Raw genomic sequence first — 17,023 nt, forward strand, 5'->3', positions numbered from 1 at the left:
CCGGCGCGTGCCCAGCTGACGAGCGATGCGGCGGTGAGCGGGCGATGACAGAGCACAACGTGCAGCGGCGGTTGAAGATCAGCGACGTCAACGTGGTCAACCGGCACACGCTCAGGAAAGCGCTGGGCGGCACCATTGTGGGCAACACCATGGAATGGTATGACGTCGGCGTGTTCGGCTACCTGATCACCACCATGGGCCCGGTGTTCCTGCCCGAGGCGGACAAGGCGGTGCAGAACCTGTTCCTGCTCGGCACGTTCGCGGCCACGTTCATCGCCCGGCCCCTGGGCGGCATCTTCTTCGGCTGGCTGGGGGACAAGATTGGCCGGCAGAAGGTCCTGGCCATGACGCTGATGATCATGGCAGCCGCCACGTTCGCCGTCGGCCTGCTGCCCGGGTACTCGGTGCTGGGCATCTGGGCGGCGGTGCTGCTGGTGGTCACCAAGCTGGTGCAGGGTTTCTCCACCGGCGGCGAGTACTCGGGCGCCACCACGTTCGTGTGCGAGCACGCGCCGGACCGGCGCCGCGGCTTCTATGTCAGCTTCCTGGACATGGGCAGCTACCTGGGCTTCGCCGTGGGCGGGCTGGTGGTGTCCATGCTGCAGTTGGTGCTGGGGCAGGAGCAGATGGAGGCGTGGGGCTGGCGGCTGCCGTTCCTGGTGGCCGGTCCGCTGGGCGTTGTGGCCGTGTACTTCCGGATGAAGATCGAGGAGTCGGCCGCGTTCAAAGCCACCTTGGAAGCCGAAGCGGTAGCGGCCACGCATCCGGAAACGGGGGAGGACCTGCGTCCCGTTGGCCCGCTGGGGATCCTGAAGGCGCACTGGCGGCCCATCCTGCTGGCCATGATCCTGGCGGCGGCCGCCAACACGGTGGCCTACGCGCTCACCTCGTACATGCCAACCTACCTGACCAGCAACAAGGGCTACAGCGAGGTGGACGGCACGCTGCTGACCATCCCGGTGCTGGTGGCCATGGCGCTGTGCATCCCCTTCACGGGGAAGCTCTCGGACCGGATCGGCCGCCGCAAGGTCCTGTGGATCGGAGCGCTCAGTACGGTGGTGTTCGCGATTCCCGCATTCGTGGCCATCGCGGCGGGCAGTGTTCCCATGACGTTCCTGGGCCTGGCACTGATCGCGTTCCCGGTGGCGTTCTCGGTGCCGAACCTCGCCTCCGCGCTGCCGGCGCTGTTCCCCACCGAGCACCGCTACTCCGCCATGGGCATCGCGTACAACTTCGCCGTGGCCATTTTCGGCGGGACGGCTCCGTTCATCATCGCGGCCCTGATCGAACTGACCGGCAACGACATGACCATCGCCTACTACCTCATGGGAGTGGCCCTTATCGCCGCGGTGGCCATCTACTTCCTGCCCGAGTCCGCCGGCCGGCATCTGCCCGGATCCATGCCGAGCGTGGACTCGCAGGAAGCCGCCCGCGAGCTGGTGGAGACGCAGGACGACAACCCGCTCCTGGACCTGGAATCGCTGCCGTTCGAGGAGAGCTTCGTGGCCGCCCGGGCGTCGCACAACCGGCCGGACAAGCCGACGGTGATGTAAGGAAGGGACGTACGACGGCGGCACCTGGGTTGGGTGCCCGGCTACGCCTGGCGCTTCTCCCGCTGGTAAGCCCGCACGGCCTCGCTCGTTGTGGGATAGAAGTGCGCGGGGGAGAAGCGGGCGCCCACCCCGTAACGCAGCAGCCTGTCCTTGACCGGGCCCTTCATTTCCGCGAACACCAGGTCCACGCCGTGCCGTTCCAGCCATTCGTCGAGTTCCACCAGCTCGTCAAGGGCAGTGGTGTCGATGCCGGTCACGGGCTCGGCCGCCAGCACTACGCGTTCGGTGCCGGGCGGGGCGTCGTCCAGTTCGTCGCGCACGAAGGATCCCAGCAGCGCTCCGTTGCCGAAAAAGAGCGGGGCGTCGAAGCGCAGGATCAGCAGGCCGGGGATGCGCTCACCCTCGGGGTGGCGGGTGACGTCGTGGTAGCCGGGCACGCCGGGGACATCCACCAGTTCGGCACGGTAGGGGTCCCACGCCCGTCGCAGGAAGTCCAGGATAGCCAGCCCGACGGCCACCACGATGCCTGGCAGCACGCCCAGGATGGTGACGCCGAGGAAGGCCGCGAGCATCACCAGCGATTCGCTGCGGCTCATGCTGACCAGCCGGCGCACCCCGGCGGGGTCGGCGATTCCGGCGGCCGCGGCGATGACAATGGCGGCCAGCGTGGCGGCAGGCAGGAACTCGGTGACGCCGGGCGCGGCGAGCATGAAGGCCAGGACCAGGAGGGCGCCCACCACACCTGTCAGCTGGGATTTCGATCCGGAATCCACCGCCACCGGGGTGCGGGAGGTGCTGGCGGAGATGGGGAAGCCGCCGAAGAGGCCGCTGGCTGCGTTGGCCGCGCCGAGTGCCGCCATCTCGTGGTTGCCGGAGACCTTGCCGTTCCGGGCCGCAGCCAAAGATTGGGACAGGGTTCCGGTGTCCACGAAGACGATCAGGGCGATGCCGGCGGCGGCGGGAAGCAGTGCCAGGACGTCGGCCCAGCCGATGCCCCCAAGGGCAGGGGCCGGGAGTCCCTGCGGCAGGGCGCCGGTGACCTTGACAGTGTCGCGGAGTCCCAGCAGGCCCACGGCAAGGCAGGATACGACGACGGCGATCAGCACGCCGGGGACCTTCCATTTCAGCCACCGCGGCACCAGGATAAGTGCCAGCGAGGCGAGCCCCAGCAGCAGCGCCGTGATGTTGGTTTCGCTATCGAGCACCTTCGGGACCGCGGCCAGGAGCTTGTCCCAGGGGGTGTCGCCGTCCACGGGGATGCCCAGGAGGATGGGCAGCTGGGAGGCGACCACCAGCAGGGCAATGCCGTTGAGGTAGCCCAGCCGGATGGGCTTGGACAGCAGCCCCGTGACGATGCCCAGCCGCAAAGCCGACCCGATGAGCATGATGGCGCCGATCAGCACGGCAAGGAGGCCCGCGAGGGCGACGGACCGCTGTTCGTCCGCCGCGGCCAGGGGAATCAGGGCGGCGACGATCATCGGGGCGAGCGCCGAGTCCGGGCCCAGCACCAGCACCCGGGAGGGTCCCACGATCGCGTAGGCGATCAGGGGCACCACCGTGGCGTGAAGTCCGGTCACGGGCGGGAGCCCGGCGGCCTGCGCGTAGGCCATGCCGGCAGGGACCAGCACCGCGAAGAGCGCGGCCCCTGCCACCACATCGTGCCGCAGCCACCCGGGTTTATAGCCGCGCAGGGCCGGCGGGATCCACCAGGACTGGGGTTCTCCGGAGCGGCTCATGCTCCGATCATGGCCCATCCGGGCGGTGCTTGCCATCCGTCCGCGGGCGAAGCGATTCCCTGCTTAGGACTCCTGGTCCACCGCAACGACAATCTTGCCGCGGGTGTGGCCCCCCATGTTGGAGCGGAAGGCATCGGCGGCCTTCTCCAGCGGGAAGACCTCGGCCACCTCCACCCGGAACTTCCGGCTGTCCACCAGGTCGGCGAGTTTCTGCAGGTCAGCACCCACCGGATTGACCCACATCCAGTCCCCGCCGTGCTGTTCCACTTCACTGTCAGCGATGGAGGCGTGCCGGCCTCCGTCGGCCAGGACGGCCAGGGTGGACTCGAGGTTTCCGCCCACGAAGTCGGCTACGACGTCCACACCGTCAGGGCGCAGCGCGCGGACGCGGTCCGCGAGCCCATCTCCATAGACAACGGGTTCGGCGCCCAACGAGCGGAGGAAGTCGTGGTTCTTCTCAGAGGCGGTGGCAATGATGTTGGCGCCCAGCGCCACGGCGATCTGGATGCCCAGCGACCCGACACCCCCGGAGCCGCCGTGGATCAGGACGGTTTCGCCGTTCTTCAGGCCCAGCCGGTTGAGGACCTGGTAGGCGGTGAGGCCGGCCAGCGGCAGGCCCGCGGACTCGTTCCAGCCCAGGGTGGCGGGTTTGCGGGCCAGGAGCCGTTCCGGCAGGGCGATGTATTCGGCGAAGCTGCCGCCGTGGACGTAGTCCTTGCGGCCGTAGGCGATGACTTCGTCGCCGGGCTGGAACTGCCGGGCATCGATGCCCACCGATTCCACCACGCCGGCGACGTCCCAGCCGGGGATCGCAGGGAACTGCAGGTCCATGACGGCGTCCAGGCCGCCGGACATGATCTTCCAGTCCACCGGGTTCACCGCTGCTGCCTTGACCTTGACCAGGACCATGCCCGGCCCCACCTTCGGCATCGGCTGGTCGCCGTATTCGAGGACGTCCGGGTTTCCGTATGAGCTGTAAGTGATTGCCTTCATGCTTGGGGCAACCGCGCGGCCGTGCATTGGTATTCCTGACTCGGGCGAAAAGTGGCCCGGACGGTCGGTCCGATGCGGGCCAGATACATCCGAATGCCTTGTATTTGCACTCCTGCGTAATTAGGCTAGGGCGCAAATGGACCACCTGAGTGCGATTTTCCTTGCGCTGGCGGATCCCACCCGCCGTGCACTGTTGGCGCAACTGCAGCAGGGTGAGGCGACGGTGACGGAACTGGCTGCTCCGCACGCCATCAGTGTGCCCTCCGTGTCACGCCACCTGAAAGTGCTCGAGCAGGCAGGGCTGATCACCAAGTACCGGTCGGCGCAATGGAGGAACTGCAGGCTTGAAACTGCTCCGCTGCAGCAGGTGGAGGAGTGGATGCGCCCCTACCGCGATTTTCTGGGCCCACGGCTGGACCGCCTTGAGGCTCAGCTCGCCATGGATCCCGCTCGGCCCAATAAGCTCACTGAACTGGAGGACAGATGATGCCCCACTCCCCAACAGATCGAAGCTTCACCCTGACCCGGATTCTGGCTGCATCGCGGCAGGCGGTGTTCACCGCCTGGACCGACCCCCAGCACCTTGGATGGTTCCATAACCCTGACATGCCCACACCGGCCGAGCCCATCGAAGTGGATCTCCGGGTTGGCGGAACGTGGAAGCAGCAGATGGTCGTCAACGAGGAACTGAGCTACCCCACCGGGGGAATCTACCTGGAGATCGTTCCGGACGAACGGCTCGTCTTCCGCTGGGGAGCAGTGGGAGGATGGCCCGAACTCGGCGGCGGGAACGAACTGACTGCCCCTGTCGTCACGGTGCAGCTGAACGACCTGGGCAAGGATACGGAACTCGTGCTCACCGTCCGGTTCTCTGAGGATCTGGACTTCGAAGAGGTACAAAAGCTCATGCTGGGCGGTGCCCGGGAGGGCTGGGCTGCCACCATCGACCGGGTCAAAGACAGCACCGCCCTGTGATGCGCTCGCTGCTGGGAACCGCCGAACCGGCGGTCCTCCATGAATGGTTCGACAGACTTTCCATTGACGGGTCGGTGATTGATCCACTTTCGCCAAAGCCGTGGGCCGGGTCCGATGGCCAAGTGGTTGACCGCCATGGGCTCCATTGGCTTATCGGATATGAGCACGCGGCATGAGCGACGCCCCATTGCTTGCCCAGCTGGGAAGTGAGCGCAGGCATGTCCTCCGTACAGTCGACGGCCTCGAGGACCACCAGATGCGCCGGGCTATAGCCCCGTCCGGCTGGACGATGACGCAACTGCTCAACCACCTGGCCTTCGACGACGAGATGTTCTGGATATCGGCCGTTCTCGGCGGTGATGACCGAGCCATTGCAGAACTGCACGACGGGTGGGCGTCCGAACCGATGACCGGTGCCGAGGCCGTCGCCATCTACCAGCGCGAAATCGCTCGAAGTGACGAGGTCCTTGCGGCGGTCGATCTTGATGCCCCGCCCCGATGGTGGCCCCCAGCCAGCGTGTTCGACGCACCACAGATGTCCACTGGGCGTGAGGTCCTGTTCCGCGTGCTCGCTGAGACGTCCGTCCACGCCGGCCACCTGGACATCGTCCGGGAGCTCATCGATGGGCATCAGAATCTTGTCGTGAGTTAGCAGCCGCCCTCAGCGCCAATGTAACCCGGTCCGGGGGCCAGCAGAGGGTAGACGTACGACGGCGGAGCCTGGCAACGTGCCCGGCTCAGCCGAGGGTGCGTAGGAAGGCGGTGATGTCCTCCGCGACGTGGTCCGGACATTCCCACAGCACCAGGTGCGCTGCGTCGGAGTAGATCCTGAGCACCGCGCCCGGGATCCTGGCGGCCAACGTCTCCTGGTCCTTGCGTGGCAACAGGTTGTCCTGCCCGCCCCAGAGGATGAGCGTGGGCGCGTGGATGGTCCCGGATTCGGTGGGCGGGGTGGCTTCGCAGAGTGCGTTGAAAATGGTTTTCCAAGCGTGCGCGGGCATGCTGAGGCCGTCGCGGACGCGGTCCTCGATGTACCAGGCCGGGACGTCGTGGACCAGGGGAAACCAGGTGAGCGAGTCCCGCACCCACGCCTCGTCGAGAGGGTCCGTCAGGGCGTCAATGTCGTTGGCAACGGCAGGCCGTCCCTGCAGGGTCAGGGGTGACCCCACCAGCACCAGGGCGGCTACCTTTTCGGGGTTGTTGACGGCAAGCTGTTGGGCCACGTACCCGCCGCTGGAGGAGCCGACGACGGCGGCGCGGGGCATGCCGAGTGCGTCCAGTATGGCGGCGGCGTCCTCGGCCTGCTCCGCCAGGGAGTAGCCGCTCAGCGGCTTGTCTGCGTCGCCCTGGCCGCGGAGGTCCGGCGCGACGATCCGGCGGGCGGCCAGAAGCGGGATCAGGCGGTCGAAGCTCCGGCGGGATTCGCCCCAGGCATGGAGCAGCAGCAGGGGAGCGGCGCCGTCGTCGTCCTTGCCGTGGTCCTGGACGAGGCACGGCACGGTGATGCCGGTGCGGAGCCGGAGGTGCCGGGTGTCGGCGTCCATGGGTTCAGGCTACGCCTCAGTTCGGGCCCACGGGACGGGCAACTCAGGGTTGTTTGGCCAGCACCGGGGTCACCCGCGGACCCCAGTGCTGGCTGGATTTTGGGGCGTCTGCCAGGAGCGAGGACTAGCTATTGACCTCCACGAAGATGGGGTTGGTGTAGAACCACAGGTCTTCCCACGGATCGGCATTTCCGATCTCATCCATGGCCGGCCCCGCGGGGTCGATGTCTGCGCCGAGGAAGCCGGGTTGGGACTTCTTTCCGTCCGTTCCGCGGAGGCGGACGTAGAAGTTGTCGAAGGGGGTTTCGAGTTCCTGTGTCCAGGTGTAGGCGCCGTTCCGGAGCGTCAGGTCCTTGATGGGCATTTGGGTGATGACGCGCGTGTCAGGTGCGGTCGTGGTGTCAGCGTCGGTGACGGGACCTGTCACCTTGCCAAGGATGACATCCACCCGGGCCAGCTCAGGAACGAACCCTGCGAAGTTCGGCATGGACGCCGGGGTGACAGACACCGTAAGCGTGATCTTCCGGCCGCGTTTCGTTGCCAGCTTCCCACCCAGGGTGACCGACTTGGCCTGGTCCGCAACACTCACATCGATCGCGTCGATCAGGCATCCGTGGTCCACCCACACGCGCCCTTCACGCAGTCCCTGCATGATGGAGGCGTGGCTGACCTTTTCCGCTCCCACGTGGGTGCGGCTGTAGTAGCCGGGCCAGAAGTCGTTCTCCGTGAGGTCCACGGTTCCGCTGTAAACAGGGTCCTCGGTGCGGCCCTTGGCGTCGAAGTCGCTGCCCGGGCCGCGGGTGGTGGTGTCCAGGTACACGTTGTGGCTGTCCGAGGTGGCGGTGACGGAGAACAGCCTTCCTTCGGCGAGCAGGCTATCCCACACGCCGCCGACGGTGGCCGTCATCCAGTCGAAGCCACCCCACGTGCGGTAGGACTCCGTGGGGTACCCCTTGAAGGAGAAGGTGCCCGGGCCGCCGTCGTAAAGTCCCCGTGCGCGGCTGCCGACGTGCGGCGCCGGCAGTCCGCCGGCCTGGTGCCCGGGCGCGCCCTCCATGCCGATCACCACATCGGGTGCTGCCTGGATCCAGGCCCGGATTTCGTGCGGTGAGTCGATGCCCTGCCGTGATGGGTGGTTGGGAATCATGAGGATGTCCTCAACCCGCTTCTTGGCGCGCGCCTCACCCATGAAGCGGATCCCGTCCAGGGCAAGGGCCTCGTTGGCGGCAGTTCCGTCGCGGGTGCCCTTCACCCGGGCGTCCCAACGCGCTTCGACTTCCTTGAGGACCGCGACGTCGTCTCGGCCCGGGGCCACGAAGACCGTGGCATGCTCCGCCCCGGGGATGTTCCACTCCAGTCCGTGGTAGATCAGGATCGAATCGCCGAACTCTTGGCGGACCTCGTCGATGAGGGGCACGATCTGCTCGGTGCTGAGCTGGGAGTGGGACACGTTGCCGTGGTCGGTGAGGACAAGCCAGTCCACGCCGTAGCGGATGGCCTGCCGGACGTGATCCTGGACGCGGTATTTCCCGTCGTTGCTGAAGAGGGTGTGGACGTGGTGGTCCCCGTTCAGCCAGAAGTACTGTCCCTTCTTGGTCCGCTGGGAAGTCTGGGCAAGGGCCTGGGCGGGAGTGACCGCCGCAACCGAAGCGCCGAGTCCTAGGACCGAACCGGTCTTCAAAATTCCGCGGCGGGACATACCGTTTGTCATGAGAGCCTTACTGCTTTGTTTGGTGGAGAAGAGAGCGGGTCGTCGCCCTGGAGACGCGGAAACCGCTTCCCTCGGACGGTCTTCCTCAGTCGATACAGGGGACATGAACTTCTGGGTGTTGTCACCTGTCCGGGCGGTGAACGGGCCGTTGCGTCCGGTCGGCCATACAGCCACGGCAGTGTCCGACAGCGGCACCCAGGCTCCATGCGCCGCTTGCCCTGCGCGCGTGTCCTGCGTGATGGACCGGCCCCGTGGCCGTTACCGTCGACTGCATGGGCAGCAAACGGAACGGCGAACTGGAAGGGCAGAGCTCCATCAATGAGCTGCTCGACCAGCCGATCGGCGACAACCCCATCCAGCTGCCGCTGCCGTTCCATCTGCAGGTCCGGCCGGGGGAGTTCCGCCGGGCATCCTGATGCGCTCGCAGCGGACAACGACGACGGCACAGCCTCCTCATGGTGTCGATGACGGTGCTGCCTCCTGCGCATGGATAAACAAAAGAACGCCAAGGCAATTCGCCCCGGCGTCCTTTTGTCGTATCCGTTACTACTTTGAGCTGGAGCTTCCCGAGCACGAGGCCATGGCAGCCGTCCCGGAGCCACTATTCTTGGAAACACTTGCACCGTCGACAAGGATTTCGCAGGTCACGGAAGTGCTGGCGCTGAAGTCACCGGTCACGCTCAGGGTGCTGAAGCTGAGCCCCTTCGCCGTCACCTCCTTTTTCCAGTCGGCGGCGATGTCCTCGTTGGAAGATCCGTCACCATTCCAGTAAGTGACTTTGGCCGGACCTGAAGTTGTGACGACGTACTCGATCTTGTGCTCCTTGTTCAGCGCTTGGTCGACGCTGTTGGCGGCAGCCGCAACCATAGCCGTAACAACAATTGCGACGATGATCGACACTACGCCCAGGATCAGACCCGTGATAGAGGTCCCCTTCTTAGTGAATTTTCGTGTCATCCCGATAACGCCGAAGATCAGCGCAAGGGGCCCGAGAATGAATGCTACGAAGCCCACAATGGGAATAATCGCGAAGACAACAGCCACGATGCCGAGAACCAACGCTGTGGTTCCAAATCCGTTACTTTTCAGTGGCTGCGTCCCCGGCTCCGCGGGTGCCTGGGGGAGGGGAGGGGAATACGGTTCACTCATGACTGTCCTTTTTTATGCGGTGCCCAATAGTGCCGTTGGCAACCAAGAAAGGCGGAGTGACAAGTCAGGCTCGTTTCCCCCAAGCAACGGCGATCTCAGTGTAGGAAAGTTTTAGGCGCTTGTCTGCTCCCTTTGTGAATTTTGCTCATTTGTGACTTCTTAGCCAAACGCTGTAGCTGAAACTGTACAAAATTGATCTAATCCTGATTAAAAACCGCGCTGAATCCCTCATCTTAGAACCCTCAGCGGGATAGAATCCCGACGTGCAGCGGGACGAAGCCCGTTGCTGGCTCGAACCGGGGGAGAAGTGAAAGTCTATAATTCGCCAAGAAATTGGCCGCGGCCGCCAGCCGGATGGCAACCACCCAACGGTTGGCACCCAGACCCCGCATGGGGTCCCGCTCCTCGAGAGCACCAATTCTGGATCGACGTTCCTGATTCCCTGCCGAGATCTCCCGCTACGACACTAACCACTACCGCCTTGGTCCTAGCATCGATCGCGGTCGTGACGTGTTGGGTTCCCATTCTGAACGTGCTTAGTCTCCTTCTAGGAATCAGCGCTGTTGTCCTGGCGGTAATCGACCTTTTAGCCGCACGAAGGGCAGCAGCCCAAACACAAGGTACGACCGTCGCGGCCATTGTCATCGGGACGGTCGCTGTACTTGGGAGCATTTTGTTCTTAACTGCTTACTCATCCCAGCCGAAGGCAAATTCGAGTGCTAATGTGCCGGCTGCAACTGCCGAATCTGCGCCTCCATCCGTGTCGCCAGTCCCCACTCCAGTTCACAGCCAAGAGCCGCCTGCGGCACTCGATGGATCGGCGGAAAAGCCACTGCCCCTTGGGGGCGCGGCGGTAGTCGGGACGGAGTACCAAGTCCAGGTGGTGGCGGTGAATCTAGACGCAACCAATGAAGTCGTGGCGAATAACATGTTCAACGATGTTCCAGCCGGCCGATATGTACTGGTTGACCTTGCGGTGACTTATGGAGGTGCCGATGAAGGAACTCCTTGGGTGGATCTTTCCCCGACCTTCGTTGGAACGGATGCCAGGCAATACGACGCGAGTTCATGCGGGGCTTCGCTCGATAACGGAGCCATGAAGGTACCGACACTTGAAAAAGGCGGACAGGCGACATATCAGGTCTGCATGGACGTGCCTGTTGGCGCAATTGAGGGCGGAAAAATCTTCGTTCAAAAGAGTTTTTCGATGAACAGCAAGGCCAGGGTGTACTGGGCTGTGAAGTAGTTCCAAAGTAGTCGCCGCGCGTCGACCGTCGCAGTGACATCAACTAGCGGAGCCTTTCTCCGTTAGAGACTTATCAGGGATTTTCGAGGTCCCCAAGGAGATTTAATTGGCAGAGCCATCCACGGCCACCTCTTCCATCGTGGGGAAGCTTCTGGAAGAAAATTCGTGGGAGAAGGCCAAGTATTACCGTAACGGTGGGCAGGGGCGCGAGAACGTCCTGACCGCAGAAGTTCTTGTAGGTCTCGATTTTCTGCCACGTAATCATTTTCTCGGGGCCGTGATCAGGGCAGCTCACGGCGCCGATGCGGCCAGGCAGCGACTCGCTAACGAAGTAGAGGACCTGCAGATGCAATTTCTTCCCGGTGATTTCATCATCGGTTCTGACAATCGCAAAACGCGGCTGGTAGTCCAGCCCGACGCAGTTTTGAGACGCCGAGCACGTACACGTTGATTGAAGCCAAGCGCATCCGGTATGGAAGCTTTCAGCCTGAACAACTGGCGCGCGAGTACATCACACTGATGTCCATGACTGGTCCGGCAATTCCGTTGCTCCTGCTCTTGGGCGTCGCGCCCCCTGTCCGGGTAAAGGGGAACGGGCTGCTCGACATCCCCGAGGCCGTGGGCCGGTTCTTGGCCCCGGTCCTGGACCGAGTGAGCAATGAGAAACTGCCTTCCGCGTCCTTGCTTATGGCCCGGCTACCGGACGTCGTCTGTTGGATATCGTGGCCGGAACTCGACGATGTTATCCGCGAATCCACCGCAACGTTCTATTCAGGACATCCTTCCGGGGATGCTTCCATCCAGCGCCTGGCCGCATTTGTAAGAAACGCTGTTGCTTGGCACGCCTGACACGAAAGAAGCCCTGACACCTGTGGAACCCAAGAGTGAGCCCAACGGGTCTTCAGGGCAGGCAGCCAAAATCTCGGAGAACTAACGCTTTCTGGGGACGTTAGCGCGCACGTCGTCAGCCTGGCTCTCGTCGAGCACCCAGCGTTCATATTTCCTATGATCCGGGTACTTTTGGCGGAGGTAATCACGCACCACCTTTCCTGGCCGTTGTTCGTCCGTGTAGCCAAGTTCTCGGGCTAGCTCGGCGGGTTCGTAAGTAGTCATGGCTCTGACTGTAAACCGGGGAGCGGAAAATCTGCGCTTGATCTAACCCGTCAGCGCCGCCTTCGCGGCCTGGGATGCGTTCATCCATTCGGTCAACCATGGCGCCCGGACGCTGGACGTAATCCGGCAGTCCGCGACGAAGGTTCCCTGGGCGCCTGCGTCGATCCAATCTTGCAGCGCGGACAGGTCATCCAGCGATCGGATAACAGCTGACTCGGCACCTAGCGCCCGCGCCACACCGCTGAAGTCCACCTCGGGGATCAGCATGGGCTTCTCTGTCAGGCCCTGCGAGCCGTACTGGTGGATCTCGGCACCGTAGGCGGCGTCGTTGTAGATCACCACAATGGCACTGCGGGCGGCGCCGATGAGCGATTCGAGGTCGGACAGGCCCATCAGGAAACCGCCGTCGCCGGAGGCCAGCACCAGCGTTCGACCGTCCTCCACGGCTCGGGCCGCCCCCACGGCACTGGCCAGGCCCAGCCCGATCGACTGGAACGCCGTCCCCACCATCACCAGGTCCTGCGGCCGCGGAATGCTCCAGTACATGGGCGCCCACCCAATGAAGTGACCACCGTCCTGGACTACCGTTCGCCGCTCAGGCAGCACGGCGTCCAGCGCGGAGGCGAGGGCGCGCGGGTCCAGCCGGCCGTCGATGGTTTCCTCGGATCCGGCGTCATGCCCTGGCCCCGCAACCAGGCGCATGGAAGCTTCCTCGCGCCAAGCAACAGCCGCAGCCCTTCCTGCAACCAAAAACAGCAGGTCCGAAGCAGCAACCTTCACATCCGCCTGAACGAACACATCAACCCGCGGATTCGTCGGCTCCACCGCGGTGTCGATCTGGATAACCGTGGCATCCGGGCCGAGCAGGTGCCCGAACCGCATGGTGAACGGGCTCAGGCTCGCCCCGGCCACGAGGACCACGTCTGCCTCGCCCATGAGCCCGGCCGCGGTGTCGGTGCCGAAACCGCCGGCCACGCCCAGGTACCCCTCGCCGTTGAGGAGGTTGAGCGCCAGTGCGGTTCCGGCGGTCAGTGCGCCGAGCCGGTCGGCAAGTTCGCGGAGTTCCGGGCCTGCGCCGGCGAGGCACCCCGGCCGGCTAGGATCAGAGGCCGCCGCGCCCCGGCCAAAAGGCGGGCCACCTGCCCAAGGTCCGTGCCGCCGTCGTCCGTCACCTCCAAAGCCAAGGGCTCCGGAAGGTCCTCGTCCTCCGCCTCAAGTGCGGCGAGGTCGTAGGGGATGGCCAGCACGACGGCGGTGCGTCGAGTGAGTGCGTACTCCACCGCCTGCCGGGTGACGGCGCCCGGGGCATCGCGGGTGATGGTGAAGGTGGCCGCGCCGAGGCCGCCGGCGATTGCCGCCTGGTCCACGTCCCAGGGGCGGGCGCCGCTGGTGGGCGCGTCCCCGGTGACCAGTACGACGGGGATCTGCGCCTGGACCGCCTCGGCCAGGGCGGTGAGCGCGTTGGTGTAGCCGGGGCCGTAGGTGGTGGTGCCGGCGGCGAGCCGTCCCGAGGTGCGGTAGTAGGCGTCGGCCGCGGCGATGGCGGCGCCCTCGTGCCGTACAGGCGTGAAGCGCAGGCCCTGCTGCTCCGCGGCATCCAGGAAGTAGACGTTGCCGTTGCCCATGACGCCGAAGACGTCGCTGACATAGCTGCTGAGAACCTGTGCCACACGGCCGGAGACGGTAAGTGAAGTCATGCAGAAATCCTGCGCGCCACTATAGAGATCGGCAACACACTGAAGCGCAGCTGGGACTTTTGGCAGCGGGGGAGGAGAAGAACTGCCAAAACGCCCACATGTGGCGCGCATCACCCCGAGCTAGCTGGAAGCGGCGGACTCCTCCTTCGACAGCCGGCTGATGAGCCCGTCGTACCGGGGCGGCATGAGTTCCAGGATGGAGATGGCCGTGCTGGTCCGCTCGATCCCGTCGATCTCCAGGATCTCGCTGGTGATGCGGTACAGGTCGGCAGTGCCGCGGGCCACCACTTTGGCCATAAGGTCCGCGTCGCCGGTGGTGGCGTGCACCTCGATGACCTCCGGGATCGCGGCGAGCCCGTCCTCCACCGATCCAGTCCGGGTCTGGCTGATGGACAGCGAGAGGAAGGCCATCAGCTCATAGCCGAGCGCGGCCGGGTCCAGCCTGCGGCTGAAGGAGCGGAGCGCGCCGCTGCGCTCCAGCCGCGCCAGCCGGGCGTGGACGGTGTTGCGGGCGACGCCGAGTGTCCGGGAGAGTGCCAGGGCGCTGGCTTCGGGGTCCTTGTCCAGGGCAAGGATGATCCTGCCGTCGAGCGAATCAAGGGTGCGGGAGGTTGCGATGGTCATATTTTCACCAGGAGTGCTAGAAGTTGAGCAGAAGTCCCAAGCACAAAAGAGTATCTTGCATTGTGGTCCGGGTCACTTCCATGATCGGTCTCCATGAGCTCTGAACAACTCCTGGCCCCACCAGCGCCGCCCGCCCTGCGCGCCGCGGTGACCGGCCTTCCGGCCTACGTCCCCGGCCGGCGCAGCCTCGGCGCGGACATCGCCGCCCTCGCCAGCAACGAAAGCCACTACGAGCCCCTGCCCGCAGCCACCGCCGCGGTGGCCGAAGCGGCCCGCAGGATGAACCGCTACCCGGACATGGCCGCCGTCGAACTCCGCGAACGGATCGCCGGGCACCTGGGCGTCACAGTGGAGGAGGTGGCGGTGGGGCCCGGCAGCGTGGGCGTCCTGCAGCAGATCATCACCGGACTGTGCGACGCCGGGGATGAAGTGGTGTTCGCGTGGCGCTCCTTCGAGGCGTACCCCATCCTGGTGGAGCTCGCCGGCGCCCGGCCGGTCCGCATCCCGCTGGACGACGCCGAAGGCCACGACCTCGACGCCATGGCCGCCGCCGTCACCGATCGCACCAAAGTGATCCTGCTCTGCACCCCCAACAACCCCACCGGCGTGCCCATCAGCCACGACCGCCTCGAGGCCTTCCTGCAGTCCGTCCGCCCCGACATCCTGGTGGTGATCGACGAGGCCTACGTGGAATACGCCGACGCCGGCAGCGGCCCCGACTCCCTGGCGCTCTACCGCCGGTACCCGAACGTCTGCGTCCTGCGCACCTTCTCCAAGGCCTACGGGCTCGCCGGCCTGCGCGTCGGGTACGCCATTACGACGGCGGCAATCGCCAAAGGCTTGCGGCGCACCGCCCTGCCGTTCGCCGTGAGCGCGCTGGCGCAGAAGGCGGCCATTGCGTCGCTGGACGCGGGGGAGGAGATGGCAGCGCGGGTTTCCCTGGTGAAGCAGGAGCGTGCCCGGATGGCCGCGGAGCTCGAGGCCCAGGGCTGGAGGCTACAGCCAAGTCAGGGGAACTTCCTGTGGATCCGCGCCGACGCCCCGCTTCTGGCCTTGCTCGTGGATGCGTTCGACGCCGGCGGCATCATGGTCCGCGCGTACCAGGGCAACGGCGTGCGGATCACCGTGGCGGACCCCGTGTCCAACGACCGTGTGCTCCGGCTCCTCGCAGCCCACGCGGCCTTGGCAATTTCCTGATCCTTTTCTCCTTCCGTTCCACCTAGCAAGTAAGAGGAATCCTTTATGGAACACCAGACAACGACGTCTGCCCGTGCCCTCGGCACGGCCCTTAAACCGCGGCAGCTGACCATGATGGGCCTGGGCAGCGCGATCGGCGCGGGCCTGTTCATCGGCTCCGGCGCCGGCATCCAGGCCGCCGGCCCGGCGGTGCTGATCTCCTACCTCGTGGCCGGCACGCTCATCATCCTGGTGATGTGGGCGCTCGGCGAGATGGCCGCCGCCAACCCGGACAGCGGTGCCTTCTCCGTCTACACCGCCAAGGCCTACGGTCCCGTGGCCGGCGCCACCGTGGGCTGGCTCTGGTGGATCCAGCTGGTGGTGGTCATCGCGGCTGAGGCACTTGGTGCAGCAGGCCTGCTGGCCACCATCTTCCCGGCACTGCCGGTGTGGCTGATGGCTTTCGTGTTCATCGTGGTGCTCACCGCCGTGAACCTCACCAGCGTGAAGAACTTCGGCGAGTTCGAATTCTGGTTCGCCCTGCTCAAGGTGGCCGCGATCGTCGGGTTCCTGGTGGTGGGCTTTGCGCTGCTCTTCGGATTGGTGCCGGGTGTGCAGTCGCCGGGCCTGGCCAACTTCACCGGTGCCGGTTTTGCACCGAGCGGCTTCGCCGGCATTGCGACGGCGCTGTTTGTGGTGGCGTTCGCATTCGGCGGCACCGAGATCGTATCCGTGGCGGCGGCCGAAACGGCAGAGCCGGCCCGCAGCGTGAAGAAGGCCGTCCGGACGGTTTTGTGGCGCATCCTTGTGTTCTACATCGGTGCCATCTTCGTGATCGCGGCCGTGATTCCGGTGGGTTCGGCCGGGCTGAAAAGCCCGTTCGCTGCGGTGCTGGACGCTGCCGGCATGCCGGGCGCAGCCACTGCCATCACCCTGGTGGCCGTCGCGGCGCTGCTGTCGGCGCTCAACGCCAACCTTTACGGTGCATCCCGGATGGCGTTCTCCCTTGCGGAGCGCCGTGAGGCGCCGCGGTGGCTCGCTTGCGTGTCCAAGGCCCGGGTTCCGGTGGTCGCCGTCCTGGCCAGTGTTGCCTTCGGCGTGGTCACGGTGGTGCTGGAGCTGGCCTTCCCCGAGAAGGTGCTCCCCGTCCTGCTCAACATCGTGGGCTCGACGTGCCTGCTGGTGTGGACGTCCGCGCTCCTGGCCCAGCTCGCGCTGCGCCTCCGCGCCGACCGCGAGGGAACGGAGCTTCCGCTGCGGATGCCCGGGTTCCCGTGGCTGACTTCGCTCGGTCTGGTGATCCTCGCGGCGATCTTCACGGTGGGCTTCATCGGCGAGGATTCCCGCCCGCAGCTCCTGAGCACCTTCGGGCTCGTGGCGCTGCTGACAGTGGGTTGCTGGCTGAACCAGCGGAACCGGAAGGTTGCGCCAGTTGAGGAATCCTCGGAACGCGCCAAGGAGCCGGTGCTGATCGACTAAGTCACGTGCTGCGGACCCGCATGGCGG

At 65.4% G+C, this 17,023-nt stretch carries 17 protein-coding genes and 2 pseudogenes; 11 read left to right on the top strand and 8 right to left on the bottom strand.

The window, feature by feature from the left end:
* Window positions 1-44 precede the first annotated feature (44 nt).
* Window positions 45-1,553, top strand: a complete 1,509-nt coding sequence (locus ACP3TD_RS06035; RefSeq protein ID WP_426766111.1) for an MFS transporter — start codon at window positions 45-47, stop codon at window positions 1,551-1,553.
* A 41-nt stretch (window positions 1,554-1,594) separates the two neighbouring features.
* Here ACP3TD_RS06035 and ACP3TD_RS06040 read toward each other — a convergent pair whose 3' ends face one another.
* Together ACP3TD_RS06040 and ACP3TD_RS06045 are read right to left on the bottom strand one after the other, a co-directional pair.
* Entirely contained in the window at window positions 1,595-3,289 is a 1,695-nt protein-coding gene (locus ACP3TD_RS06040; protein ID WP_426766112.1) for a SulP family inorganic anion transporter, read from the bottom strand.
* A gap of 63 nt (window positions 3,290-3,352) precedes the next feature.
* A complete protein-coding gene (locus ACP3TD_RS06045) occupies window positions 3,353-4,282 on the bottom strand; it encodes an NADP-dependent oxidoreductase (RefSeq protein ID WP_426766114.1) in 930 nt (309 codons plus the stop codon).
* 136 nt (window positions 4,283-4,418) lie between these two features.
* On the opposite strand from ACP3TD_RS06045, the gene ACP3TD_RS06050 reads away from it, so the two are divergent.
* The 4 genes and pseudogenes from ACP3TD_RS06050 to ACP3TD_RS06065 all read left to right on the top strand — a co-directional run bounded on the left by ACP3TD_RS06050 (window position 4,419) and on the right by ACP3TD_RS06065 (window position 5,909).
* On the top strand, window positions 4,419-4,769 hold the full coding sequence (locus ACP3TD_RS06050; protein ID WP_426766116.1) for an ArsR/SmtB family transcription factor: 351 nt from the start codon (window positions 4,419-4,421) through the stop codon (window positions 4,767-4,769).
* Window positions 4,769-5,257, top strand: coding sequence for an SRPBCC family protein (locus ACP3TD_RS06055; RefSeq protein ID WP_426766118.1), 489 nt, complete (start codon window positions 4,769-4,771; stop codon window positions 5,255-5,257). The genes ACP3TD_RS06050 and ACP3TD_RS06055 overlap by 1 nt, the downstream gene beginning before the upstream one ends.
* Window positions 5,254-5,433 (top strand): annotated as a pseudogene (locus ACP3TD_RS06060) (VOC family protein); the annotation flags it as partial. The gene ACP3TD_RS06055 and the pseudogene ACP3TD_RS06060, both read left to right, overlap by 4 nt.
* Window positions 5,430-5,909 (top strand): DUF664 domain-containing protein, encoded by a 480-nt coding sequence (locus ACP3TD_RS06065; protein WP_426766119.1) that lies wholly within the window; start codon window positions 5,430-5,432, stop codon window positions 5,907-5,909. The pseudogene ACP3TD_RS06060 and the gene ACP3TD_RS06065, both read left to right, overlap by 4 nt.
* Window positions 5,910-5,994: 85 nt before the next feature.
* Here ACP3TD_RS06065 and ACP3TD_RS06070 read toward each other — a convergent pair whose 3' ends face one another.
* Window positions 5,995-6,801, bottom strand: coding sequence for an alpha/beta fold hydrolase (locus tag ACP3TD_RS06070; RefSeq protein WP_426766121.1), 807 nt, complete (start codon window positions 6,799-6,801; stop codon window positions 5,995-5,997).
* Window positions 6,802-6,925: 124 nt separating this feature from the next.
* Window positions 6,926-8,512: a PHP domain-containing protein gene (locus ACP3TD_RS06075; protein ID WP_426766122.1), complete on the bottom strand. Its 1,587-nt coding sequence runs from the start codon at window positions 8,510-8,512 to the stop codon at window positions 6,926-6,928.
* Between the two features lie 272 nt (window positions 8,513-8,784).
* Between ACP3TD_RS06075 and ACP3TD_RS06080 the strand changes: the two genes are divergently transcribed.
* Entirely contained in the window at window positions 8,785-8,928 is a 144-nt protein-coding gene (locus ACP3TD_RS06080) for a hypothetical protein (RefSeq protein ID WP_426766124.1), read from the top strand.
* A 130-nt stretch (window positions 8,929-9,058) separates the two neighbouring features.
* Here the strand turns inward: ACP3TD_RS06080 and ACP3TD_RS06085 are convergent, their stop codons facing one another.
* Window positions 9,059-9,661 carry a hypothetical protein gene (locus tag ACP3TD_RS06085; protein ID WP_426766125.1) on the bottom strand — a complete coding sequence of 201 codons (603 nt, stop codon included), beginning with the start codon at window positions 9,659-9,661 and terminating at the stop codon, window positions 9,059-9,061.
* Between the two features lie 889 nt (window positions 9,662-10,550).
* On the opposite strand from ACP3TD_RS06085, the gene ACP3TD_RS06090 reads away from it, so the two are divergent.
* The 3 genes from ACP3TD_RS06090 to ACP3TD_RS06100 all read left to right on the top strand — a co-directional run bounded on the left by ACP3TD_RS06090 (window position 10,551) and on the right by ACP3TD_RS06100 (window position 11,756).
* Window positions 10,551-10,907 (top strand): hypothetical protein, encoded by a 357-nt coding sequence (locus ACP3TD_RS06090; RefSeq protein ID WP_426766127.1) that lies wholly within the window; start codon window positions 10,551-10,553, stop codon window positions 10,905-10,907.
* Window positions 10,908-11,013: 106 nt separating this feature from the next.
* The gene (locus ACP3TD_RS06095) at window positions 11,014-11,358 is read left to right on the top strand and encodes a hypothetical protein (protein WP_426766128.1); all 345 of its coding nucleotides are present in this window, start codon (window positions 11,014-11,016) and stop codon (window positions 11,356-11,358) included.
* A complete protein-coding gene (locus ACP3TD_RS06100) occupies window positions 11,355-11,756 on the top strand; it encodes a hypothetical protein (protein ID WP_426766130.1) in 402 nt (133 codons plus the stop codon). Before ACP3TD_RS06095 ends, ACP3TD_RS06100 begins: the two co-directional genes overlap by 4 nt.
* A gap of 81 nt (window positions 11,757-11,837) precedes the next feature.
* On the opposite strand, the gene ACP3TD_RS06105 is transcribed toward ACP3TD_RS06100, so the two are convergent.
* The 3 genes and pseudogenes from ACP3TD_RS06105 to ACP3TD_RS06115 all read right to left on the bottom strand — a co-directional run bounded on the left by ACP3TD_RS06105 (window position 11,838) and on the right by ACP3TD_RS06115 (window position 14,341).
* The gene (locus tag ACP3TD_RS06105) at window positions 11,838-12,020 is read right to left on the bottom strand and encodes a hypothetical protein (protein WP_426766131.1); all 183 of its coding nucleotides are present in this window, start codon (window positions 12,018-12,020) and stop codon (window positions 11,838-11,840) included.
* A 42-nt stretch (window positions 12,021-12,062) separates the two neighbouring features.
* Window positions 12,063-13,717, bottom strand: a pseudogene (locus tag ACP3TD_RS06110) (thiamine pyrophosphate-binding protein).
* Window positions 13,718-13,837: 120 nt separating this feature from the next.
* Window positions 13,838-14,341, bottom strand: coding sequence for an Lrp/AsnC family transcriptional regulator (locus ACP3TD_RS06115; RefSeq protein WP_426766132.1), 504 nt, complete (start codon window positions 14,339-14,341; stop codon window positions 13,838-13,840).
* Between the two features lie 93 nt (window positions 14,342-14,434).
* Here ACP3TD_RS06115 and hisC point away from each other — a divergent pair, with 93 nt between their 5' ends.
* Both hisC and ACP3TD_RS06125 read left to right on the top strand, forming a co-directional pair.
* Window positions 14,435-15,538: a histidinol-phosphate transaminase gene (gene hisC, locus ACP3TD_RS06120; RefSeq protein ID WP_426766134.1), complete on the top strand. Its 1,104-nt coding sequence runs from the start codon at window positions 14,435-14,437 to the stop codon at window positions 15,536-15,538.
* 45 nt (window positions 15,539-15,583) lie between these two features.
* Window positions 15,584-16,996, top strand: coding sequence for an amino acid permease (locus tag ACP3TD_RS06125; protein WP_426766135.1), 1,413 nt, complete (start codon window positions 15,584-15,586; stop codon window positions 16,994-16,996).
* The last annotated feature ends 27 nt before the right edge of the window (window positions 16,997-17,023 follow it).

Source organism: Pseudarthrobacter sp. 1G09, from assembly GCF_050038305.1.
GTDB classification, from domain to species: Bacteria; Actinomycetota; Actinomycetes; order Actinomycetales; family Micrococcaceae; genus Arthrobacter; species Arthrobacter equi.